General features: G+C 56.9%; 16 protein-coding genes and 2 pseudogenes. 10 read left to right on the forward strand and 8 right to left on the reverse strand.

Features of this window, described 5'->3' with window-relative positions:
• Window positions 1-1389 (forward strand): annotated as a pseudogene (locus tag ACDI39_RS13280) (YfjI family protein).
• A gap of 169 nt (window positions 1390-1558) precedes the next feature.
• Here the strand turns inward: ACDI39_RS13280 and ACDI39_RS13285 are convergent.
• Genes ACDI39_RS13285 through ACDI39_RS13300 form a run of 4 tightly spaced genes read right to left on the reverse strand, consistent with a single transcriptional unit; the run spans window position 1559 to window position 8961 of the window.
• Window positions 1559-2470 (reverse strand): restriction endonuclease, encoded by a 912-nt coding sequence (locus ACDI39_RS13285; protein WP_486538876.1) that lies wholly within the window; start codon window positions 2468-2470, stop codon window positions 1559-1561.
• 23 nt (window positions 2471-2493) lie between these two features.
• Complete coding sequence (locus ACDI39_RS13290; RefSeq protein ID WP_486538878.1) at window positions 2494-5679, reverse strand: type I restriction endonuclease subunit R; 3186 nt, start codon at window positions 5677-5679, stop codon at window positions 2494-2496.
• 1 nt (window position 5680) lies between these two features.
• Window positions 5681-6988 carry a restriction endonuclease subunit S gene (locus ACDI39_RS13295; RefSeq protein WP_486538880.1) on the reverse strand — a complete coding sequence of 436 codons (1308 nt, stop codon included), beginning with the start codon at window positions 6986-6988 and terminating at the stop codon, window positions 5681-5683.
• Window positions 6985-8961 (reverse strand): type I restriction-modification system subunit M, encoded by a 1977-nt coding sequence (locus ACDI39_RS13300; RefSeq protein WP_486538882.1) that lies wholly within the window; start codon window positions 8959-8961, stop codon window positions 6985-6987. Before ACDI39_RS13300 ends, ACDI39_RS13295 begins: the two co-directional genes overlap by 4 nt.
• 571 nt (window positions 8962-9532) lie before the next feature.
• Between ACDI39_RS13300 and ACDI39_RS13305 the strand changes: the two genes are divergently transcribed.
• The 7 genes and pseudogenes from ACDI39_RS13305 (at window position 9533) to ACDI39_RS13335 (ending at window position 16793) form a co-directional block, all read left to right on the forward strand.
• Window positions 9533-10420: a sce7726 family protein gene (locus tag ACDI39_RS13305; RefSeq protein WP_441253055.1), complete on the forward strand. Its 888-nt coding sequence runs from the start codon at window positions 9533-9535 to the stop codon at window positions 10418-10420.
• On the forward strand, window positions 10381-11310 hold the full coding sequence (locus ACDI39_RS13310) for a sce7725 family protein (protein WP_486538885.1): 930 nt from the start codon (window positions 10381-10383) through the stop codon (window positions 11308-11310). The genes ACDI39_RS13305 and ACDI39_RS13310 overlap by 40 nt, the downstream gene beginning before the upstream one ends.
• Window positions 11311-11320: 10 nt before the next feature.
• Window positions 11321-11890, forward strand: a pseudogene (locus tag ACDI39_RS13315) (IS5 family transposase); the annotation flags it as partial.
• Between the two features lie 180 nt (window positions 11891-12070).
• Window positions 12071-13777: an ATP-dependent nuclease gene (locus ACDI39_RS13320; protein WP_486538887.1), complete on the forward strand. Its 1707-nt coding sequence runs from the start codon at window positions 12071-12073 to the stop codon at window positions 13775-13777.
• A 1-nt stretch (window position 13778) separates the two neighbouring features.
• Window positions 13779-15410 carry a UvrD-helicase domain-containing protein gene (locus ACDI39_RS13325; protein ID WP_486538889.1) on the forward strand — a complete coding sequence of 544 codons (1632 nt, stop codon included), beginning with the start codon at window positions 13779-13781 and terminating at the stop codon, window positions 15408-15410.
• 787 nt (window positions 15411-16197) lie between these two features.
• A complete protein-coding gene (locus ACDI39_RS13330) occupies window positions 16198-16371 on the forward strand; it encodes a transcriptional regulator (protein ID WP_486538891.1) in 174 nt (57 codons plus the stop codon).
• A 62-nt stretch (window positions 16372-16433) separates the two neighbouring features.
• The gene (locus tag ACDI39_RS13335; RefSeq protein WP_486538893.1) at window positions 16434-16793 is read left to right on the forward strand and encodes a YkgJ family cysteine cluster protein; all 360 of its coding nucleotides are present in this window, start codon (window positions 16434-16436) and stop codon (window positions 16791-16793) included.
• A 231-nt stretch (window positions 16794-17024) separates the two neighbouring features.
• Here ACDI39_RS13335 and ACDI39_RS13340 read toward each other — a convergent pair whose 3' ends face one another.
• From ACDI39_RS13340 to ACDI39_RS13355, 4 genes are all read right to left on the reverse strand, one after another.
• The gene (locus ACDI39_RS13340) at window positions 17025-18422 is read right to left on the reverse strand and encodes an amino acid permease (RefSeq protein WP_486538895.1); all 1398 of its coding nucleotides are present in this window, start codon (window positions 18420-18422) and stop codon (window positions 17025-17027) included.
• Between the two features lie 284 nt (window positions 18423-18706).
• Window positions 18707-19297 (reverse strand): HAD family hydrolase, encoded by a 591-nt coding sequence (locus ACDI39_RS13345; RefSeq protein ID WP_253081519.1) that lies wholly within the window; start codon window positions 19295-19297, stop codon window positions 18707-18709.
• Window positions 19294-20163: an acyl-CoA thioesterase II gene (tesB, locus tag ACDI39_RS13350; protein WP_225790725.1), complete on the reverse strand. Its 870-nt coding sequence runs from the start codon at window positions 20161-20163 to the stop codon at window positions 19294-19296. Before tesB ends, ACDI39_RS13345 begins: the two co-directional genes overlap by 4 nt.
• 96 nt (window positions 20164-20259) lie before the next feature.
• On the reverse strand, window positions 20260-20829 hold the full coding sequence (locus tag ACDI39_RS13355) for a GNAT family N-acetyltransferase (protein ID WP_486538897.1): 570 nt from the start codon (window positions 20827-20829) through the stop codon (window positions 20260-20262).
• 128 nt (window positions 20830-20957) lie between these two features.
• On the opposite strand from ACDI39_RS13355, the gene ACDI39_RS13360 reads away from it, so the two are divergent.
• Both ACDI39_RS13360 and ACDI39_RS13365 read left to right on the forward strand, forming a co-directional pair.
• Window positions 20958-21872: a histone deacetylase family protein gene (locus ACDI39_RS13360; protein ID WP_225790723.1), complete on the forward strand. Its 915-nt coding sequence runs from the start codon at window positions 20958-20960 to the stop codon at window positions 21870-21872.
• 149 nt (window positions 21873-22021) lie between these two features.
• Complete coding sequence (locus ACDI39_RS13365; protein WP_486538899.1) at window positions 22022-23263, forward strand: TIGR03862 family flavoprotein; 1242 nt, start codon at window positions 22022-22024, stop codon at window positions 23261-23263.
• Window positions 23264-23392 lie beyond the last annotated feature (129 nt).

The raw sequence follows: 23392 nt of genomic DNA on the forward strand, positions 1-23392 counted from the left end.
ATGCCCTGGCGTGACGAACTACTGCCTGCCGCTCTTCAGGAGTACGTGCGGGATGTCGCTGAGCGCACCCAGTGCCCACCTGATTTTGTTGGCGTCGCGCTAGTAGTGGCTGTCAGCGCCGTAGTCGGGCGCAAATTCACTATCCACCCAAAACAACACGATGACTGGATGGTCGTTCCCAACCAGTGGGGCGTCGTCATCGGTCGTCCATCCGCCATGAAATCGCCTGCACTCAAACACGCACTACGTCCATTGCATGCCCTGGAGTCCAGGGAACGAAAACAGCACGGTCAGGCGGAAGCCGAACACAGGGCAAGCAGCGAGCTGCTCGAAATGGAGCGCAACGCAGCCAAGGTCAAGGCAAAAAAACTTCTCAGTAGCGGCGACAAGAACGCTGCTTTGGCGGAACTGAACAGACTTTCCAGCGACATGCAAGCTCCAGTCCTGCGCCGGTACATCGTCAACGACTCCACTGTCGAGAAACTCGGCGAGCTGCTCAACGAAAACCCCAACGGCCTACTGCTTGTGCGTGACGAACTGGGAGACTGGCTGGCGACGATACAGAGCGAGGACGGTTCTGTTGCGCGAGCGTTCTACCTAGAATGTTTCGATGGCAACGGCTCATTCACCTACGACCGCATTGGGCGCGGCACCATTTTCATCAAGTCATGCTGTTTATCCTTGATCGGCGGCATTCAACCGTCACGAATCGCATCGCTGGTGCGCGCCGCGATCAGCGGTGAATTGGATGACGGCCTGATTCAGCGCCTGTAACTCGTCGTTTATCCCGACGATGTCCGCGAATGGCGTCTTGTGGACCGCTGGCCGAACAAAGCCGCCACTGAGCGCGTGGGTTGGGTTGTCGAGCAGCTCGACCAAATACCCGATCAGCCTCGTTCTGCACTCAGGTTCAGCCCAGAAGCTCAGAAAATATTTAACGCCTGGTATACACGTCACATACAACAAAGCCGGAGCGACGAACTCCACCCGGCATTGCAATCCCATTATCTGAAAATGCCGCAAACAATTGCGGGATTGGCCCTACTGTTCGAACTGGTCGAAGGTGGACAAAGGGCCGTGGGCGCAGAGCCCACTACCCGCGCCATCAACTGGGCGGCCTACCTCATGAGCCATGCCCAGCGACTGTACGGCACAGCGATCAACGCCCCATTACTCGGTGCCAGGCTCATCCTGGAGCGTCAGCAGAAATTACCCGAGCCATTTACGGCACGAGAAGTGCGCCAGAAGGACTGGACGGGATTGGGCTCGCAAGATGCCGTGAATAATGCGCTGACAGTTCTGGTTGAGCACGACCTCATCATTGGCTACGAGGTGGCTGGAGAAAAAGGAGGCCGCCCTTCGACGCGCTATGTCTGGAGAAAAGCATAGCCTCGCTCCAATCGACATACTCAGATAATCGAAAAAGCGACCTACAAAACCTACGAAACCCTGTTCTGTAGGTTTTGTAGGCAGCCCGCCCCCTGGTAGGGGATAAGATCTACTAAGCCAACAGTGATATTCGGGCGAATTTCGCTAGACCGGCGACCAGCATTGCGCCTCACACCTCGGCGAAGTAATCACTATCGAGCTGCTTCACCTCGTACACCTGCTTGATGCTCACCCCCAAGTTGTTCTCCACCATCAGGCGCGCTAACTCAACGCCGTCGATCAGCACCACTTTGATATCCAGCCCCAGCGCCGCTTCGCGAGCGCCGGCGGAGAAGTCCGAGGTGGTGATAAACACGCCTTTGCGCGCCCGCTGGCGGGTCAAGGCACCGATGAACTTGTCGATCTCCGGGCGGTGTACTGTGTTGCTCCAGCGCTTGGCCTGCAGGTAGATCACGTCCAAGCCGAGCTTGTCCTCCTTGATGATGCCGTCGATACCGTCGTCGTTGGTGGCATGGGTCGCCTTGCCGGCCTCCTTACGTGAACCGCCATAGCCCATGGCAATCATCAGATCGACCACCAGTTGTTCGAAGAAACTTGGCGTAGCTGCTCGCACCATAGCCAGCAGCTCATCGGCAAGCGATTGCAGCAGTGCCTGATGTGCCTCTACAAGTTGCTCATCCGGCGTCGTTTCGGCGGCATCGAGCGCTACCATGGCAGGCGTATCGGCAGCCGGTGGCTTGGCGGTGTGGAAATCGGCAAATTCGGGGAACTGCTTCAACCAGCTCACGGTGATGCGTTGCGGACCGCTGATCAGCGCGTCCCGACCGCGTGCGGTGATCTGCACCATGCCCTTGGCCGGAATGCACAGCAGGCCAGCCTTATTCAGGTAGGTACGCGCCCAGCCCACACGGTTGTTGATCACCGTTTGATTACCCGAAGGTAATCGTTCTTTGCGCTCGTCCTCGGTCAGTTGGAACTGATCGGCAACGCGCTCGCGCAGCTCGTTCAGTGCCAGTGGCACGCCATCCTGCACAATCACCAGTACCGGGCGCATCACGCTTTGGAAATCCGGAATTGCCATCTCTTTTTCCCTGTTCGAGGCAGTCAGATATCGCGCAGGCCGCTCTCATCGAAGCCGGCAGCCGACTTCAGCATCTTCAAAATCACCAGCGCAAACGCTCGGCTCTTGGTCTCGTTATCCAGCACTTCCAGCGACAGCTTCTCGTGGTCGGTCATGGCGTCCAGCACGGTGTCCAGCACGCGCTTGGGGAACAGGCCGTGCATCACCTGTTCGACCGAGTGGTTGTTCACCTGGGCCATCACATCCTCCTGGCGGCTGATGCGCTGGGCAATGCCGGTGAGGAACTGCAGCTGGTCGTCATCGCTCACCTCGGCGCCGAAGATATCGTTCAGCGCCTCGATGATTTCAGATAGCCGCTTCTTCTCCGGGTCGTGGGGCTTGCCAGTGCCAATGCCGGTCGATGGATCAAGGCCGTAGTCACCTTGCTCCTCACTCAAGCGCAGCTGGTGCTCAGCGCGCTTAGTCAGGCGGTAGTGGGTCAGTTGCAGTTCGCCCACATCCACGTCCTCCTGATCGAGGCGATCCACGCGCAGCAGCGGGTACAGATGCTTGGCGTACACGCACAGCTGCTCTAGTTCGCGATCCTCATAGGGGATGATCTGCGAGAGGAACTCGTACAGGCGCACAAAGCTCTGCAGGTTCTTCTTGAACAGGTCGAGCTGATCCACCTGCTCGCCGGCTTCTTTCACTGCCGCTTCGGCCTTTTTCAGGCCTGCGCTGTCGCCGTTTTTCTCGGCGGTACGCTTGAAGTCCAGCGCGTGCTGGCGCGATTCCTGGGCGAGCTTGTAGCGCTTGGCAAAGCGCTCCTTGGCCGGCTTGCAGTAGTAGCTGAGCTTACTAGCAGCTGACTTGGGATCGAAGAAGGTCAGCGCAAACGCCGCCACTTCTTCCCAGTGGTAGATGCCCTCGGCATCCAGCTTTTTCTGCAAGTCATAAATGAGCTGCGGGTCGGTCACATCGGTCAGCTCGGCCTTGGCGTAGTACGGCAGGAAGGCGTCGAGAATGTCCTGGGCGTCGTTGAAGAAGTCGAGGATGAAGGTCGGTTTGCTGTCGCCAAAGGTACGGTTCAGGCGCGACAGGGTTTGCACGCAGTCCACACCTTGCAGCTTCTTGTCCACGTACATGGCGCACAGCTTGGGCTGATCGAAGCCCGTCTGGTACTTGTTGGCGGCGATCATCACGTTGAAGTCCTGGGTGTCGAAGGCTTCCGCCAGGTCGCGCCCGTTCAGGCCGGGGTTGAGCAGGCTGCTACTTTCCGTCACCTCCTCGGAAATCACCCCGTCCGGCATCACGCTGCCGGAGAAGGCCACCAGCGGATGCACATCGCCGTAGCCCATCTGCTTTACATAGGCCTGCACCGCCAACTGGTAGCGCACCGCCTCCTGCCGGCTGCTGGTGACCACCATCGCCTTGGCCTGGCCGCCCAGCAGGTGGCGGATATTGGCGCGGAAGTGTTCGACTATCACCTCCACCTTCTGGCTGATGTTGTACGGATGTAGGCGTACCCAGCGCGCCAGCTTCATGCGCGCCTTCTTCGAGTCCACTTCCTCGTCGTCGCCGTCCGGATGGGCGATCTTCCAGGCGGTGCTGTAGGTGGTGTAGTTCTGCAGCACATCGAGGATGAAGCCTTCCTCGATGGCCTGGCGCATGGAATACAGGTGGAACGCCTCAGGTTTATTCTCGGCGCTTGCCGGCAACGCGGGGTTGGCCGGGCGACCGAACAGCTCCAGGGTCTTGGCCTTGGGCGTGGCGGTAAAGGCGTAGTAGCTGATGCGCTCGTTGGGCGCGCGGGTGGCCACGGCGGCGTCCAGCAGCTCTTCGGCGCTGATCTCTTCGGCCTCCAGGGCATCGCTGCCGAGAATCTGCTTGAGCTTGCTGGCCGATGAGCCGGTCTGCGAGGAATGCGCCTCGTCGGCGATCACCGCATAGCGTCCGCTGGCCAGCTTGGGGTACTTGTCCAGGGCATCGAACAGCGCCGGGAAGGTCTGGATGGTGACGATGATGATGCGCGTCTGCTCGGCCAGCGCCTCGGCCAGTTGCTCGGATTTGCTCTGGTTGCCGATATCGCGGGTGATGCACTTGACCACGCCCTGGGCGTGCTCGAACTGGTAGATGGTGTCCTGCAGCTGCTTGTCCAGCACAGTGCGGTCGGTAATCACGATCACCGAATTGAACAGGCGCTGGCCCTCGGCATCGTAGAGCGAGGCCAGTTGATGCGCCGTCCAGGCAATCGAGTTGGACTTGCCCGAGCCGGCGCTGTGCTGGATCAGGTAACGCTGGCCCGGCCCTTCGGCGCGGGTGGTTTCGATCAGGCTGTTCACTACTTCCCACTGGTGGTAGCGCGGGAAGATCAGGGTTTCTTTGGTCACGCGCTTGCCGTCGGCATCTTCCTTCACGCTTTTCTGCAGATGCAGGAAGCGGCCCAGCACCTTGAGCCAGGCATCCGGCTGGAACAGGCGCTGCCACAGGTAGCCGGTGGCGTACTGGCTATCATCCGGCGCCGGCGGGTTGCCGGCACCGCCGTCGAGGCTGCCCAGGTTGAACGGCAGGAAGAAGGTCTCCTTGCCGGCCAGCTTGGTGGTCATCGCCACCTCATCCTGGCTCACGGCAAAGTGCACCAGTGCGCCGCGCTTGAAGGTCAGCAGCGGCTCGGGTTTGCGCGTCAGCGGGTCTTTTACCGGGCGGTCGTAGCGGTACTGGCGCTTGGCGTTTTCCACGCTCTGCTTGAACTCGCTTTTCAGCTCCAACGTGGCGACGGGGATGCCGTTGACGAACAGCACCAGATCAAGGCGCGGGTTGTACTCGCCTTCACGGTAGTGGGGGGAATACGACACCTCCGGCACCACGCGCAGGCGGTTGCATTGGTAGCGCTTGAGGGTGTCCGGGTTCATGCCGTGGTCGGGCTTGAAGCTGCACGCCTCGATCTTCACCCCCGGCAGCTTGAAGCCATGACGCAGCACATCCAGGGTGCCGTCCTGTTCCAGCTCGCGCACCAGTTTTTGCACCAGCACCGATTCCGGGTTGTTCGGGTTAGCCTTGGCGAACTTGTCCCAACGCTCCGGCCAGGCGTCCTTGAAGTAGCCGAGAAAGTCCTCGGTATACAGCGCCGTGCGCCGGTCATAACCGCTGGCCGGGCCGGTCAGCCAGCCCTGGGCGAGCATGGCGGTGATGATGTCCTGCTGGTACTGGGCTTCCTTGCTGTCCGCCATTTTATACGGCCTCTGCTACTGTTAATTCGGGGGCTTGGGTGCTGTCCGGTGGCTGCCAGCCGCGAACGTCGATTTTGCCGGTGACGGCAGCGGAGATTAGGGCTGAGCGGCGCTCAGTTAGCAGATCAATAGACCGAAGCCCTTGCTGCAGCAACGAAGAAAATTCAGCAGTGGCTCTGTCTAGAAAGTCAGCGATTTTTATTTGCTCCGCCACAGGCGGAAGAGTTACCGGAAGAAGCTTCAACAGATCCTGGCTTAAAGATGCCCTGGTGACCAAATTCATCTCTTTGTTGAAGAAAATTCGCAGCCCTTGATTTCGGAAATAATACTTCGAAAACCTTGGGTCAATGGATTCTCCAGTAGGTCTGAACCGGATAAGAAAGCCAGCAAAGACAGCATCGGGAAGCTCTTGCAGGCAGGTTGCGCTGAAGCCTATTTCGTCAATAGTTTCTGATGTCCTAGTGAAGAACACATCACCAGCTTGGACTGAGTACCGCTGTCGATCTTCGGTGGAGGACTGAACAAGCCCCGCAACCTCAACAGGCAAAACGTCGTTCTTATAAACATCCCCATAACTTACAAACGGGAAGCCTGATCCAAAAGCATCTCCGCCAATGTTGATTCCGTTTTGGCATTCGCCCAGATAACGCAATGCCTTAACATCCCAATGCGCCGGCACCTTGCCCAGCCACTCCACCCCGGAATCTTTCATCGGCACCGTCGGGTCGAGGCCTTTGGTGACGGCGTGGGAGATCACGGCCTGGCGCTTTTCCTTTAGCAGCTCGATCAGGCGCTGCTGCTCTTCGATCAGCGCGTCGATGCGGACGGTTTCGTGGTCGAGGAAGCGGGCGATTTGGACTTGTTCGAGCTTGGGCGGGATTGCTGCTGGATGGTTCAGCAAATCCGCTTGGGTCATGCTCGGTAGGGCTGTGCTGGTCGAGTAATAATGAAATGGGATAGTGAGCGAGTTGTAATAAAAAAACTTCGCGCAGGCTCCTTTGGAGATCTCGGTGTAAAACATAGTATCCACCGTCCAGAACCTGCCATTGATATACAGCGGTTTGTCAATAGTCCCCTTGCGACCAAGCAAAACCGACTCACCCTCATAAAGGTACTGAGTGGCATTCGAGAACTGCCCTCCAGAACCAATTACTGGGTACTCTCCATCTGAGCTTTCAACCTCCTTGTAGTCTCTCCCATTGCGTATCTGCGCCATATTTTTCAGGGAGCCCATGACCCAATACTCAGGGACTTCCCCCAACCACTCCACGCCGGAATCCTTGTATTCCGGATAGGTCGGAAACGTCATGCCGACAACCCCTCAATCATCTGCTTGATGCGGTCGGTGCAGGCTTTCAGGTCGCGGTCGATCTCTTCCAGCGGGCGCGGTGGCTGGAACACGTAGAAGTGGCGATTGAACGGAATCTCGAAGCCGACCACGCCGACCTCGCCGTCCTGAGCATCCGTCTTGCTTTCGTCGATCCAGGCATCCAGTACATGCGGTTTTACTTCGCGCTCGAAGTAGTCGTACACCGACTCGCCAAGCGGCACGTTCTCGTTGTCGCGCAGGCCGGCGTCGGCTTCTGGCTGACCTTTGTTCATGCAGATATCCGCCTCGGGATCACGCTCGCTCAGGGCATTGAGGATGGCCTTCAGCTCGGGCGTGCTGGGTGATACATCGTGGATGCTGAGAGTCTTTTTCAGCAGCTTGCTGAACTGTTCGCGGTTGCGGTGCAGCAGGCTGGCGTCCATGGCCTGCAGGGCGGTGATCAGCTTCTGCTGTGCCGGGGCTTCCAGCTTCTCGATGGCTTTCTCTTCCAGAACCTTGGCAATGCGCTCGGGGCTGGCCTGGAAGTTCAGACGCAGCGGGCGTTCGACGGTGATGCGCCGGTAGCCGAAGGCTTCGACGGGGAAGATCTTGCTCTGCGCGGTTTGCTCGAAGCGGCCATACAGACGCACCAGTTCCTCGATCTGCTCCTCGGTGAGGTACTGGCGCTTGCTGCCCAGTGACTTGCGCATCTTGGCGAAGTGCTGGCTGCCGTCGATCAGCTGTACCTTGCCCTGGCGCACGGCGGCCTTATGGTTGCTCAGCACCCACACATAGGTGGCGATGCCGGTGTTATAGAACATGTCGGTGGGCAGGGCGATGATGGCTTCGACCAGATCGTTTTGCAGCAGGTAGCGGCGGATTTCCGACTCGCCCGAGCCGGCTCCGCCGGTAAACAGCGGCGAGCCGTTGAGGATGATGCCGATACGCGAGCCGCCCTCACGCGGGTCACGCATTTTGCTGACCAGATGTAGGAGGAACAGCAGCGAGCCATCTGACACACGCGGCAGGCCAGGGCCGAAGCGACCGTTGAAGCCCTTCTCGCTGTGCTCGTCGGTGATCTGCTTCTGCACCTTCTTCCACTCCACGCCGAACGGAGGGTTGCTGAGCATGAAGTCGAAGCGGCTGTCGACCAGTTGGTCGTCGGACAGGGTGTTGCCCAGCTTGATGCTGGTGACGTCCTGGCCCTTGATCAGCATATCCGCCTTGCAGATGGCGTAGGACTCGGGGTTGAGCTCCTGGCCGTGCAGCGACACGGTAACCTGCTGGCTGATGGACTGGATGTACTCGTCGCCCTCGGAGAGGAAGCCGCCGGTGCCGGCAGTAGGATCGTAGATGGTGACGATGCTGTTGGGCTTGAGCTTGTCGTCCTGCCCGGTGATCACCAGCGAGGTGGTCAGGTGCACGATATCACGCGGGGTGAAGTGCTCCCCGGCGGTTTCGTTGGAGCTTTCCGCGAACTTGCGGATCAGCTCTTCGAAGATGATGCCCATGCCGAAGTTGCTGATGCGCTCGGGGCTCAGGTCGGTGGCGGCAAAGCGCTGCACCACCTGATACAGCAGGTTGGCGGCGGCGAGCTGCTGCACGAAGTCCTCGAAGTGGAAGTGCTCGAAGATCTCACGGGCGTCCTTGCTGAAGGACTGCACATAGCTCATCAGGTCGGCGGCGGTCTGGGTGTCGGACAGGGAGCCAAGGGTCAGCTTGGAGGCATTGAAGAACTGCTGCCCGGCCGCGCGCAGCAACAGACGCTCGCGTACCAGATCAGGCCGGCCTTCCTGCGCACAGGACTCACTGATCACCGCTTCCTTGGTCGGTTCCAGCACGCACTCCATGCGCCGCAGCAGAGTGAACGGCAGGATGATGCGGCCGTACTGCGACTGCTTGAAGTCACCGCGCAGCAGGTCGGCAATCGACCAGAGAAAGGCGGCCGTCTGGGAATGGTTTTCCGTGTTCACGCTACTGTTCCTTGGCGTACAGGCAAAAACCGCAAGCTTAACCTGTGGAGGGGCTGGCTGTACCGAGCCATAAGCGACTTGTGCAGCGCATAGACTGTGGGAATTGGATCTGCCGGCCGTTCCATGTCGCGCTGGAATCGCTTCATCGTCATCCGTTGCCCATTGACCGCTCTGCCTCTGCACTAAGAAAAACGCACCGTCATCTGCCGACTGTTTCTCGTCGCAGCCGGAGCCTTGCACTTACGCCCTTGATGCCAGATCGTCATCTGACGCTGATTTTGCCGCTACCACTGAGTCACCCCGCAAATAGGTCACTCCCTCATCGTATGAGCCAGCGTAGTGAGGCGACGCGCTACTACTATCTGCTAACGGCCAGGCTGCTCGCACGGCGCCTCGACAAGCCATGGATCTTCAATCTCTGAATGAGAGCTGCTGCTATCGATCCACCTCAGCTTGGGTTAGAGCGGAGCCAAGGCACGCGCGAGCGTGGTAATGTGCGCCGACCGTAAGCTCCTCTAGATTGGTTTTTGATTTTTTGACTCATGATGAAATCGTTGAACGGATATAAAACATGTTGAATTTCAACGAGATAGCGAAAATTTTTTCCAGCAGCAACATCAGTTCCGTTTCGGGGGGCGATCTGTCCCTTGTCACGAGAGTAGCTAAATGCTATCAAGACAGCTTTGATGACACCTTTACTGTTGCTAGTGTATTTGATTTTTGTTATGGCCTGCTGCGCAGGGAGTATCGTAATGAATACTATTATAAAAATTCTATTGCAAAGAAAATTCTCCTTGGAAGACATTCAATAAACAGCTCGACTATGCTCACTGAATTCCGAGTAGGCGCGAACAAAGCAGACTGCGTTATCATCAACGGCATTTCAACATGTTACGAAATAAAAACCGATTACGACAACCTAACCCGGCTAAAATCTCAAATCGATTCTTACCTGAAGATATTCGATAAAGTTAACGTAGTTGTCTCCAAGAAAAATCTAACCTCAGTACTGCATACAGTACCTGAAGAAGTAGGGGTTATTTTACTAAACAAGAGCGGAACTTTTCGAGAGATGAGACCTGCGAAACTTACAGATGCACAGATTGATGTTCGGGTTTTAATGAGATCGCTTCGACGTGAAGAATACGTGGGGCTTACCGAATCGGTATTAGGCGCGGCACCCAATGTGGCTAATACCGAGATCTTTCGTGAGTGTGAACGCCTACTGACATCTGCCGCAAACGAGAAGATTCGTACTGAATTTAGAAAAATTATTCGTCAAACCAGAGCTCTGGACAAGGATTTCATACTGTCTTTACCTACATCCTTATTAGCAGCCGGAGTCGAATTTGGAACAAGCCGCAAGGCCCGAATTGGGCTTGTGGAAAACATGAACTCAGTTTTAAGTAAGGAAGCTTTATGTACTACCCAATCCTCAAAGGTAAACAGTTTGAACTAACAGCACTCAGGGAACTCGTTGGACACATACCCTCCAGCAATGTATGCCCTATTTTAGAACCTGTAAATTTAAACCTTGCTCCCCTAGCGACTACCATCTCCGATTTGACAGCAGCTGGCATCAGTTCGTGGGTAGTAATTAATCCTTCTCAAAGTGAATTCGCAAGTGGTTCGGCGTCAAATGTTTTTGCTTCTCTGAGAGCCCATCTTGCAAAGATTGGAAATGGCCAAGGTTCATTTGTTCCATGTATCAAAATACGTGATGCGTCTGATGCGCCTGCCATCGCACTGTTAAAAGGCTTTACCATACCTTTTGTCGCTTATATTGAAGGCATTATTACACCTGCCCTAGTTGTGGATCTAATGAGAGCTTCTGCTGTAGCACTCAATCCAGACAAGACAAATGCCTCAGTATGGGGAGCTCTTCCAAGAGCCGTCCTCTTTCATGATGGCTTTGACAAAAAAACCAGAAATTTAGATTACGGCACAGAATCGTTTTACTCAAACCTTCACAATGTGTATAGAACGTCCCCAAATGCTATTGGATTTGGGGATTATACAATTCTCAGCGAACGCCTCGTTGAAGGTGGCGGCCCAGCATTTGTCGTTACCCTGCACATGTCCTACCTTGATCCTTCACGATCAACTCAAATGTATGTGCGCCATTTCTCTTCCTACTCTGATAATGACAGCCAAAGTGACCCCGGTGGTAAATTTCGTGAAGCTCTAGATTTGCTTATTGCCCATGTGTCGACGAATCCAGGAAACTTTGTCAACACTGCAGGCCTGCAAGAATTTATAACCCTTCATGGCACTCGACACTACCCTGGACTTGGCAAGGTTAAAAAAGCATCAATCAAGCATCATATTCAGACGCTATCCACATGGTGATTAATTTCGCATGATAGACGTGCAGACATGGATGACCGACTCCACAGCGATACGAGCAACTCGGGCCGCTAGCGGTACCGGGAAAAAGGGAGCCTGAAGGACCCGAAGACCATGCGCTCGGTCGTAGCTGGGGAGGATTGACGAACAAGTCCCACATGCTGTGCGATGCGAATGAAGTTTCTCTGCGGTTTTGCTCTCCAGCGGTAAAGCAAGCGACATCAACTATGCGCAACCACTGCTAAGCGGGGCTCATGCCCCACCCTGCGCGGTCGGCCACGCAAACGCTGCAAATGGTTACTTGCGGATAAAGGCTATGACTCCGAAGCGCTGCGACAGTTACCAAATGTAGCTAGTAATTCCGCTGCGAGAGATGAAGCGCAAGCCCTGACCCGGGCTGCCCCGGTTGCCTGACAAGTCCAAGTATGCTAAGCGAAACATCATCAAGCGGATGTTCAGCAGGCTCAAGGAGAATCGCCGAATCGGAATTCGCTACGACAAGCCCGCGAGAAACTTTTCGGCGATGGAGTCACTCGCCTGCTCGCAGTGGTGTTTGCGAAAGTTAATTTCGTGCAAAACGTAGGGCATGACGCTGCTCCTAAAAACCCTGAACTCTAAGGAGTGCCAGGCCTTCACCAGCTTCAATAGAATTTCAAAGGGTTTGCATCCAGAACCTAGGCAAAATGCTCACTGCATGACATCCTTTGGCCACCACAGCGACTAAACCTCTGTGCCGTCACTTAGAACCGAGTAAGGGTAAGAAATGGAAATCGAGAAAATTTCAATATCAGGATTTCGAAACTACCTCGACGCCAAGATAAATTTCAATAAAAGTACTTTGGTGATAGGAGCCAATGACAGCGGCAAGACCAATCTCATATATGCCATACGCCTCTTACTTGATAAAAGTTTGCCAGAAAGTGATCTTGAACCTTCTGAGGCAGATTTCCACTTCGAACTCAACGGCAAGCAATCCGAGGCCATATGTATAGACTTGCATTTCAAAGACATTACTGAAGACGCCGTCCTCTCAATACTTAAAGGCAAAGTCGGCGACGATGGCAAATGTACCTTTCGATACATCGCAAAGAGAGAAGACTTAAGTTACACACTATATTGTGGCCCCACCTCAGATGACCTTGAAGAAATCGCTGGCCGATTCTACCTCAAGTATTTAAATATGAGGTACGTAAAGTCACAAAGGGACCTAGAAAAGTATATTAATACCGAGAAGCGTCAGCTTCTAAAAATCTCGCAAGAAAACCGTAGCGACAAGCAAGTAGCAGAAGATAAAGACAAATTACAAACCATTGAAAGACGGCTCAACACCATCAACAAATTCGTCCAAGAATTACATTATGTGAAGGGAGCTACTGAAGCGGTAAACACGGAGCTATCAAAGCTTTCCCATAACCTCTCATCCTACTCTGTTCACTTGGATTCAGGGGCGATAGAGACACAGCAGTTCATCGACAGCTTGAAACTGGGTGCAAGCACCGCAGGCGCCCGAATTTCACTTGGAGGTGATGGTAGAAATAACCAGATTCTCCTTTCGCTTTGGAAAGCAAAGAGCGAAAGAGAATTTGACCCAGAAAGCGAAGTCGTATTTTATTGTATCGAGGAGCCTGAAGCTCATCTTCACCCGCACCAGCAAAGGAAACTAGCCGACTATCTAATTTGCGAACTCCCGGGTCAAACTTTCATTACGACACACTCGCCTCAGATCACTGCTAGATTCTCTCCGGAATCGATTGTTCATATCAAATCAAAAAGCGGTAAAAGCTATGCAGCTAGTGGGGGATGCGCAAAATGCATCGACGAAGCCTGGGACAATCTTGGGTATCGGATGAGCATTCTTCCAGCAGAAGCGTTTTTCGCCAAAAGTGTTTTGCTTGTCGAAGGCCCTTCCGAGCAGCTTTTCTATACTGAACTGGCAAAATCAATCGACATAGATCTTGACTTTTTCAATATTTCCATCCTGAGCGTAGATGGAATCCAGTTCAAAGTTTATATCAGCATCCTAAATGCTATGGAAATACCTTGGACTATTAGAACTGATAACGATTTATCTGATACAACCAAAAAGAAAAAACCATATAAGAATCTTGCAGGAATAAATCGCTGCTTGACATTAGCCGGCTTTCAGAAAAAAAATCATGTGGATGCTGCCACGACGCACGCTGACTTGATTGCTAATGGCAGCTGGGAAGAGTGCTCAAGAAAAGTAAATAAGAAAGGTATTTTCCTTTCTAAGATTGACTTAGAACATGATTTATCTCTCGAAATGTCAGATGCGCTTTTAGAATACAGTTCCAAACCTGATATCACATCTGCTATCGCATACTTACAGGCCAAGAAAGCTATAAGAATGCGCGAATTCTTAAGCATTTACACCGATGATCTACCTTATATCGCTGGTGGAGAAATCGCACGCGCTTTGCTTCACTGCGTTCAGCAAGCGAAGGACTAAGATGATAAATTTTACAAAGAGCCAGCTAGAAGCCATTGACTATCCTGGCAATCTGGTCATCACCGCTTGTCCTGGTAGTGGAAAAACAACTGTCATTTCTGAAAAAATAAGAAATGAGGTTGACACACTGAAGCGGCATAAAGGCATTATCGCTATTACGTTCACCCGAAAGGCCAGCAAAGAGCTTGCCGCTCGTTGTAAACGCGAAGGAAAAGACATTAAGGCAAGCTTCTTCGGCACAATAGATGCTTTCTGCATTTCGGAAATCATCATCCCCTTTTCGAGGTCCGTTTTCGGCTGCATTTCCAAACAAGAGCCCAAGTTTACAGATGAACTATTAGAAGAGGAGAAGTCGCTCATTGATGAGGCCGAGCAGCAGTTGGGAGAAATGACGCCTGAGAATTTTGAAGACTATCTCCCTACGCTAAAGAACTTATACAAACTCGGGTGTTTATTTTTTCCATACATCCCTTTTTTAGCCAATCACATCATAAGCAACTCAACATCGTGCCGTCGTTATCTTCAAGCACGATACTCAACCGTATATATTGATGAGTACCAGGACTCATCCTCTGCCCAGCACCATCTATTTCTCCTCTTACTCGAGCTAAATATTCGTGGAGTTTGCGTAGGCGACACCCAACAGTCTATCTATGGATGGAGAAAAAGTAGTCCCGCTTTTTTGAAAGAGCTTATAACCCTCTCCGATTTCCACCACATTACCGTTTCCACCAATCATCGCTGCCACACTTCAATCTCAAACTACGCCAACCGACTTTTCTCTTCTGAGACTGAGATTGCCGAATGCAATGACATAAGAGTTTATCAGTGCTTAGTAGACGGTAACGAGCTAGAAACTGCCGTGAAGCTAAACTCCATAATCCCCAAAATCCAAAAAAAATTCTCAGTAAAACATAATTCAGAGATAGCGATTCTTACGCGGTACAACAAAGGACTTCAACGCCTTAGAGAAAAACTCACGCTGCCCTGCAAGATCTTCTCTGACGATACACTTACGCAAATCGAGTCAAAAACGTCTCAACTCTGGGTTGCACTTCTCGAATACAAATATGATAAAACCATACTAACTGACGACATAATTAACGCGTACAGCTCAGTCTCTGACAGCAACCGGAATCGGCTTAAACTATTACGAGAGAACATTAAAAAAATACGAACCTCTACCATAGAAGATCTAGAAGAGTGTATAGCCGATGCTTCTAACTCCTTGCTAGACACTTTACCTACAGCCTACGAACGAAGCGTACTCCGCGAAATCATCAATGATCCAGAGGCACTACACCACTACCTCCCGGCGACTCAAGATCAAGTTCAGTGCATGACACTTCACAAGTCAAAGGGCTTGGAATTCGACATCGTTATTCACCTAGACCTAGTTGACTGGGTATTCCCCAAAAGGATTCCTGGCGCAAACTTCAACGATAAGATATACCCTGATATTGAACAAGATCTAAACTTACATTTCGTTGGAGTGACGAGAGCAAAGCGTGCTTGCATTTTGGTCCATACTTCTCACCGAATAAACGCTAGCGGTGAAACCAAACGCGCTGACCCCTCGGTTTTCTTGGGCTTACCTGGTCTAGAAGACCTATTCAAAGTCGTAAAGCAGTGACGATGCTTTTTTTATTTTTCATGCCGCTGCTCCCTGGACAAGCCTCGGCCTACGGATCGTAATCCGCGCTTGTGCACGCGAGAATGTGGCCGGAATGTACTGCGCAGGAAGCTGAAACTCTTTGGGGCTCCCCACCATCTACGGAAAGGAATCCTGTGATGGCAAAGCGTTACGAACTAGCAGATGTGGCCTGGATTGTGGATGCTGATCTCTTCACCGAAAGCCATGGCCGGAGGCGAGCCGCCTGGGCGACCGCAAGTCCAAGCTAGGATCTCGCTGGTTCGTTCCTTGCTTGCGACATCTCTTTTCGTACAGCGCCTAGGAGCCTCTGACCTGCGACCTCAGGGGCAACAATCAAAAGCCGCATCCTATTGCTTGATCGATTCGGCCCCGCTTCGTTTTGGCCGCGACGCTCAAAAAGCACCGTCCATCGGAATCCAGACCACGCAGCGTTCCAACTGGTATTCCAAGCAAGTTGACCAAACATTTGTTTACCAACCAAAACAAATAGATACCGACTTATTTCAGATTACCCCGGCCCACCAAATAATCCCTACAAATCAGGAACTTAGCGAATTTCGCAAGTGCCTTTTTTGTGCCTAAATGGGTTGTTTTGGCTCGGTAATGCCAGCTTTATGACAGCCTTCCTAGCCCATTCCACATCTGCGGCTATGCCCCCATCGCATCAACCGTCATTGCGTTTTCCGACGATTTTTCGGTTTGAAATCGAGCCACAGGGGTCTGGCAGGGGTATTAAATCTGTGTCGGCTTACACAGAGACCCACACATGCCCCCCAAGAAGTACCTGATCAGTCACGCCTCGCTGCAGCACTGCTTTGACAAGAGCCGCTCTGGCCTCGAGAAGCTGCACGAAAGCGACCCCAGCTTCCCTCGCCCTATCCAATTTGGCCCGAGCAAACAGGCTGGCGTTTACTTCGTCGTTGCGGAGGTGGAAGCCTGACTGGAAAGCAAGATCAACGAGCGTGATGAAGTCACTTGGGCTCTCTCTGAGAGAGATGAGCAATGACCACACACGAGCAGATACCGTCGTTCTGGGCAGAAATGCCCGAGGCAGCACGTGCCTCATATCTGGATCCAAGCAGCGTGCCAAAGCCACTGCCGAGCGGGTTGGCCAGGGTTATGCCCTGGCGTGGAGAGCTTCTGCCTGCTGTTCTTCAAGAATACGTGCTGGATGCAGCAGGCTGTGGAGGGTCGGGGGATGGGGCTTGCCGGCATTACAGTGATGCCGACAAGCACTGCCTGATCTATGAGACCCGGCCGGATATCTGCCGGGTGCACTACGCACAGCAGTTCAGCTGGGAGGCGTTTGTAGAGGTGAATGTGGAGGTTTGCAAGCTGCTGCAACGTCAGGAGCAGGAGTGAGCTAAGCCACCAAATTCACAAAAGCACTGCGCCCCTCCCTGTGAGAACGACTGATTTCTGAGCACCGGCATTACCCTCAATTGGGTTGACATGAGCTTCCTCGATTTCGCCGCCATGCGGCGACAGCAGGAAGGTGTAGCAGGGTGAGGCCTGGGGCTGCTACGCAGCCCCAAATGGCCGACCGGCAATACCTGTTTCCAGATGCCCTTTTGCACTACATCCGATACCCGCTTACCCCATCGAACGCACGCCCACGGCCGCCCGTCCATGCCCCCGGGAGGTGACGATCCCGAGGAAGGAAATCACGATCGCCAGGCTCAGGGTGGCGCTCACCTCCGCCCGGTGCTCCTCGGTGTACATCATCACGCCCAAGGCACAGGAGATGAAGATGATCACCGCCCAGGTCAGCCAGGGGAACAGCCACATGCGGAACTTCAGTTCGGCATTCTCCCGCTCCAGGCGGGCACGCATGCGCAACTGGGAAATGGCGATGACCAGGTACACCAGCAAGGCGATGGCGCCGGAGCTGGCGAGCAGGAACTCGAACACGCCCTTGGGAGCGAAGTAGTTGAGGATGGCGATGGCCGCACCGATCAGCGTGCTGCCGAACACGGCCGCGCGCGGCACACCGACCTTGGAGGTCTTGTTGAGGAAGGCCGGGGCGTCGCCGCGCTTGGCCAGGGAATACATCATCCGCGAGGCGATGTAGATCGACGAGTTCATGCAACTGGTGACGGCGATCAGCACGACCAGGTCGACCATGAACGCGGCGTTGGGGATGTTCATGATTTCCAGGGCACGCTGATAGGAACCCACCACCGCCAGTTGCGGGTCGTTCCACGGCACCACGGAAATGATCACGAAGATCGACAGGATGTAGAAGGTGCTGATGCGCCAGATCACCGAACGGGTGGCCTTGGCGATGTTGCGCGCAGGGTCGCTGGACTCGGCGGCGGCGATGGTCACCGCCTCGGTGCCGATGAAGCTGAACATCACCGTGATGAAGGCTGCGATCACTGCAGCCGCGCCTTTGGGCGCGAAGCCCCCATGTTGCTCCATCAGGCTGCCCAGGCCACTGACCTCGCGGTCGGGCAACCAGCCCAGCAGAGCCGCGAAGCCCAGACCGATGAAGCCCAGGATCGCCGTGACCTTGAGGATCGCGAACCAGAACTCGAACTCACCGTACTTGGCCACGCTGAACAGGTTGGTGGCCGCCAGCAGCACGACCGAGAGCAAGGCGAAGATCCAGCTGTCGACCTGGGGGAACCAGGCGTTGAGCACATGCCCGGCAGCCAGCGCTTCGATGGGGATCACCAAGACCCAGAACCACCAGTACAGCCAACCGATGGTGTAGCCGGCCCAGCGGCCGATGGCCTGGTCGGCATAGGTGGAGAACGACCCGGTGTCGGGATGGGCGACGGCCATCTCGCCAAGCATGCGCATGACCAGCACCACCAGGGTCCCGGCCACGAAGTAAGAGATTATGGTGGCTGGCCCGGCCGCCGCGATGGCGTGCCCGGAGCCGACGAAAAGTCCGGCGCCGATGATGCCCGCGATGGACAGCATCGTTACATGACGTGGTTTGAACCCTTGCGCAAGGTTACTACCATCGGATCCCACGGTGTTCATTGATCTTGTTCTCTTTTTGCTGACACAAGGAAAGGACGGGCAGGCGTAAGCGAAGAAAACTCCTTTGGAAACAATGGGTAGGTACGTCGCTCACGCTCTATTGTGATCGTTCTACAGGTTTCACCGAGCGACGCGCCAGCTGGATTCGGGGGGTTCATTTAAGCCCTGAGAGCCAGGGGCAAATTATTCGAGAACGTCTTGCAGGTGTTCGATCACGACAGGCCATGTCCAGGCACGCCAGAAGTCGTGCTTGGCTTGTCTGCAAGCGCCATGCAGGCCAGCGCTCAGCCCAACAACGCCCGCAATGCCCGGCAGTCCGCCGCATGCCAGTCGGCCAGCTCCGGCCAGGGGTTGTCCGGCAGATTGACCAACACCGTATGCGCCCCCGCCGCTCGCCCGCAATCCAGGTCGAAACGGTAGTCACCGACCATCACCAGCTCGCCCGGCGCCACGCCCCAGGCCCGGGCGATCTTCAGCAGCCCATCGGGGCTGGGCTTGGGCGCGGCCTCGTCGCGGCCGAGGATGTGCTCCACCGGGAAGCAGTCGGCCAGGCCGATGGCCTCCAGGGTGACATGGGCCAACTCGCGGGCATTGCGGGTGAGGATACCCAGGCGGCAACCCCGCCCGGCCAGCTCGCGCACCAGCTCCACGGCGCCGTTGGCCGGTTTGGAGGCAATCGCCAGGTCGCGCTCGTGCTCCAGCAGCCAGGCATGCTTGGCCGCCGCCTCCTCGGCCGGCAACGCCGCCAGGTGGGTGAGGATGTCGTGCTCCTGCGGGATGCTCAGCGCCTGGCGAATGGCGGCGAAATCATGCACCGCCACGGTGAGGGTGCCGTCCATGTCGAACACCCAGTTGCGCATGCGGCGAAGGCTCATGCCCAGTCCTGGCGATGGCGGATCAAACCTTCCTGGCACGACGAGGCCACCAACTGGCCGGCGCGGTTGAAGATACTGCCACGCGCGAAACCACGGGCATTGCCGGCCCAGGGACTGTCGGTGGCGTAGAGCAGCCAGTCGTCGGCACGCAGGTTGTGGTGGAACCACAGGGCATGGTCGAGGCTGGCGATCTGCATGTCCTTGCGCCATACCGACTTGCCGTGGGGCAGCAGCGAGGTGGTCAGCAGGCCGAAGTCCGAGGCATAGGCGAGCATGTACTTGTGCAGGGCAGGCAGGTCCGGCAGGTTGCCATCGGCGCGGAACCAGGCGTACTTGATCGGATCGCCCGGCTTGGGGTCGAACGGGTCGCGCTCGGTGACCGGCCGGATCTCGATCGGCTTGGCGCACAGCACCTTGTCGCGGATACGCTCGGGCAGCTTGTCGGCCATGGCGCGGGCCAGCTCGACTTCGCTGGGCAGGTTCTCCGGGCCGACCACATCGGGCATCTGCACCTGGTGCTCGAAGCCGCCCTCGTCGTACTGGAACGAGGCGCTGCAGGTGAAGATGGTCTGGCCCTTCTGGATCGCCGTCACCCGCCGGGTGCTGAAGCTGCCGCCGTCGCGCACGCGGTCGACCGAGTAGACCACCGGCATGCTGGCGTCACCCGGACGCAGGAAATAGCCGTGCAGCGAATGCACGTGACGAGCCTCCTCGACCGTCTGGCTGGCCGCCGACAACGACTGGCCGAGCACCTGCCCACCGTACAGCTGGCGGAAGCCCAGGTCCTGGCTGCGTCCGCGGAACAGGTTCTCCTCGATGGGCTCGAGGCTCAACAGGTCGACCAGGTCGTCCAATACGTGGCTCATGGGGGGATTCTCCTAGCAAGGCATCACGGCGCTACAACGCTGTTATGGGGGCAAATGATACAGGGTTTGTCATCCGCTCCGCGCATGACCTGTCATTCAGCCATGCAGGGTCCGCTCCCAATGCGCCCGGTCGATGCGATACAGCACATGGCGCCGCAGGGGATGGCCAGCCGGCAGGCGGGGATGTTCGAAACTGCCCTCCGGGTCCTGGAGCATGCCGATGGCTTGCATGACCTTCTGCGAAGGCAGGTTGCCCTCGGTAGTGAACGACACCACTTCCTCCAGGCGCAACTGGGCGAAAGCACAACGCAGGCAGGTCCAAGCCGCCTCGCTGGCGAAGCCCAGGCCCCAGTGCCGTCGCGCCAGGCGCCAACTGATCTCCACCGCAGGGGTGAAAGGGGCGTCGAAGTCGACGTTGAGCAGGCCGGTCATGCCGATGAACGCGCCACTGTCCTTGCGTTCCAGGGCCCACAGGCCAAAGCCGTATTCGCTGAAATGACCGCGGATCCGCCCGATCAACGCGGCCGTCTCCAGGCGTGTCATCGGTGCCGGGAAGTAGCGCATCACCTGCGGGTCGGCGCACAGCGCGGCGAACTCGCGCAGGTCGTCGTCCTGCCATTGGCGCAGCACCAGCCGTGCGCTTTCCAGTTGGAGGATAGAAGTCATCGAGAAGGCTCCGTGAATCGCGGGTTCACACTCTACAGCGTAGGCTGCCAGGCCCATTGCAGGGGGCAAGCGACAGGCCGGCCTCGAACTGGCAAGATCAGCGCTGGCCCCACACCACCGAAACCACCATGCCGTTGCCGCTGATCTACCACGACGACTACAGCCCGGCCTTTCCCGCCGAGCACCGCTTTCCCATGGACAAGTTCCGCCTGTTGCGCGATCACCTGGTCGATAGCGGCCTGGCCACCGACCAGGCCCTGCTGCGACCGGACATCTGCCCCAACGACATCCTCGCCCTGGCCCACGACCGCAGCTACATCGAGCGCTACCTGAGCGGCGAGCTGTCCCGCGAGGACCAACGCCGCCTCGGCCTGCCCTGGAGCGAGGCCCTGGCCCGGCGCACGGTGCGCGCAGTGGGCGGCTCGCTGCTCAGCGCCGAGTTGGCTCTGCAGCATGGCATCGCCTGCCACTTGGCCGGCGGCACCCACCATGCCCATCACGACCACCCCGCCGGCTTCTGCATCTTCAACGACCTGGCGGTAATCAGCCGCTACATGCTGGAGGCCGGCCGGGTGCACCGGGTACTGATCTTCGATTGCGACGTGCACCAGGGCGATGGCACCGCGCGCATCCTCCACGACACCCCGGAGGCGATCACCGTGTCCCTGCACTGCGAGCAGAACTTCCCGGCACGCAAGGCCCAGAGCGACTGGGACATCCCGCTGCCGCGCGGCATGGGCGACGCGGCCTACCTGAAGGTGGTCGAGGATGCGCTGAACTACCTGCTGCCGCTGTACCAGCCAGACCTGGTGCTGTACGACGCCGGCGTCGACGTGCACAAGGACGATGCCCTGGGCTACCTGCAACTGACCGACGCCGGCCTGGCCGCCCGCGACGAACAGGTGCTGCGCCAGTGCCTGGGACGCGACATTCCCGTGGTCGGCGTGATCGGTGGCGGCTACAGCAAGGATCGCGAGGCCCTGGCCAAGCGCCACGGCATTCTCCATCACAGCGCCGCACGCGTACTGGGTTGTTCACAATGACTGTGGAACCGCCTGTGGATAACCTGCGGGAAAACCGCCCGAGCCCTTCAACTGCCTGACCCGCAAGGCGCTGATCATTTTTTGCACAGTGCCTGCGCGGGCCGTGCTGGGGTAGAATGCCGGCTCTTTTCCACAGCCTGCCGCCCACCATGTCCGACCAACGCCCCGCTTCCCCTCCCCTCGTCGCCGTCATCGGTGGCGGCCCAGCAGGCCTGATGGCCGCCGAGGCGCTGGCCGGGGCCGGCATGGCGGTCGAGGTGTTCGACGCCATGCCATCGGTGGGGCGCAAGTTCCTGCTGGCCGGTGTCGGCGGCATGAACATCACCCATTCCGAAGGCTATCCGGCCTTCGTCTCACGCTACGCCCGGAGCCATCGCGAGATCGATGCACTGTTGCGCGACTTCGACGGCGAGGCCCTGCGCCAGTGGATCCACGGGCTGGGCATCGAGACCTTCGTCGGCACTTCCGGGCGGGTCTTCCCCCGCGACATGAAGGCCGCGCCCTTGCTGCGCGCCTGGCTCAAGCGCCTGCGTGACAGCGGCGTGGTTATCCACACCCGCCACCGCTGGCTTGGCTGGAACGCCGATGGCACCTTGCGCATCACTTATCCACAAGGCGAGCTGCAGCTTCGCGCCGACGCCGTGGTACTCGCCCTGGGTGGCGGCAGCTGGGCACGCCTGGGCTCCGACGGTGCCTGGCTACCGCTGCTGGCCGAGCGGGGTGTGGATATCTCGCCACTGCAGCCAAGCAACTGCGGCTTCGAAGTGCAAAGCTGGAGCGCCCTGCTCACAGACAAGTTCGCCGGCGCCCCGCTGAAGAACATCGCCCTGGGCATGCCCGGCAGCGCGCCGCGCAAGGGCGAGTTCATCCTGACCGCGCAAGGGGTCGAAGGCAGCCTGGTGTATGCCTGGTCGGCCGCGATCCGCGAGGCCATCAACCGCGACGGCCGCGCCACGCTGCTCCTCGACCTGCTACCGGACCGCCCTGTGGACAAGATCGTCCAGGCCCTGGCCAAGCCACGTGGCTCACGTTCCATGGCCAAGCACCTGCACGGGCAGTTGGGGATCGACGGCGTCAAGGCGGCGCTGCTTCGCGAATTGACCAGCCCAGCCACCTTTGCCGATCCCCAGGCGCTGGCGCGGGCGATCAAGGCCTTGCCGATCGAGCTGGTACGGCCAAGGCCGCTGGACGAGGCGATCAGCAGCGCCGGTGGCGTACGCTTCGAGGCGCTGGATGAAGGGCTGATGATCCAGCGACTGCCTGGCGTGTTCTGTGCCGGGGAGATGCTGGATTGGGAAGCGCCGACCGGTGGCTACCTGCTGACGGCCTGCTTCGCCAGCGGATTGCGGGCAGGACGTGCGGCGGCACAGTGGCTGGCCCGGTGTAGCTAAGGACGTGCGTGGGCTTGTCCCACAAACGAGTCAGCCCTGACACCACCGGTGTATGGCACGGGCTTCGCCCGTGTTCGCGGGCAAGCCCGCTCCCACAGGGGCCGGCAGCTAAGGTCATTTGTGGGAGCG

The organism is Pseudomonas sp. Tun-23181, assembly GCF_057415455.1.

Coding starts and splice junctions, on each gene's coding strand:
- ACDI39_RS13285 (WP_486538876.1), bottom strand. CDS start 2,470: ATGGCAATTCCGGATTTCCAAAGCGTGATGCGCCCGGTACTGGTGATT.
- ACDI39_RS13290 (WP_486538878.1), bottom strand. CDS start 5,679: ATGGCGGACAGCAAGGAAGCCCAGTACCAGCAGGACATCATCACCGCC.
- ACDI39_RS13295 (WP_486538880.1), bottom strand. CDS start 6,988: ATGACGTTTCCGACCTATCCGGAATACAAGGATTCCGGCGTGGAGTGG.
- ACDI39_RS13305 (WP_441253055.1), top strand. CDS start 9,533: ATGTTGAATTTCAACGAGATAGCGAAAATTTTTTCCAGCAGCAACATC.
- ACDI39_RS13310 (WP_486538885.1), top strand. CDS start 10,381: ATGTACTACCCAATCCTCAAAGGTAAACAGTTTGAACTAACAGCACTC.
- ACDI39_RS13320 (WP_486538887.1), top strand. CDS start 12,071: ATGGAAATCGAGAAAATTTCAATATCAGGATTTCGAAACTACCTCGAC.
- ACDI39_RS13325 (WP_486538889.1), top strand. CDS start 13,779: ATGATAAATTTTACAAAGAGCCAGCTAGAAGCCATTGACTATCCTGGC.
- ACDI39_RS13330 (WP_486538891.1), top strand. CDS start 16,198: ATGCCCCCCAAGAAGTACCTGATCAGTCACGCCTCGCTGCAGCACTGC.
- ACDI39_RS13335 (WP_486538893.1), top strand. CDS start 16,434: ATGACCACACACGAGCAGATACCGTCGTTCTGGGCAGAAATGCCCGAG.
- ACDI39_RS13340 (WP_486538895.1), bottom strand. CDS start 18,422: ATGAACACCGTGGGATCCGATGGTAGTAACCTTGCGCAAGGGTTCAAA.
- ACDI39_RS13345 (WP_253081519.1), bottom strand. CDS start 19,297: ATGAGCCTTCGCCGCATGCGCAACTGGGTGTTCGACATGGACGGCACC.
- tesB (WP_225790725.1), bottom strand. CDS start 20,163: ATGAGCCACGTATTGGACGACCTGGTCGACCTGTTGAGCCTCGAGCCC.
- ACDI39_RS13355 (WP_486538897.1), bottom strand. CDS start 20,829: ATGACTTCTATCCTCCAACTGGAAAGCGCACGGCTGGTGCTGCGCCAA.
- ACDI39_RS13360 (WP_225790723.1), top strand. CDS start 20,958: ATGCCGTTGCCGCTGATCTACCACGACGACTACAGCCCGGCCTTTCCC.
- ACDI39_RS13365 (WP_486538899.1), top strand. CDS start 22,022: ATGTCCGACCAACGCCCCGCTTCCCCTCCCCTCGTCGCCGTCATCGGT.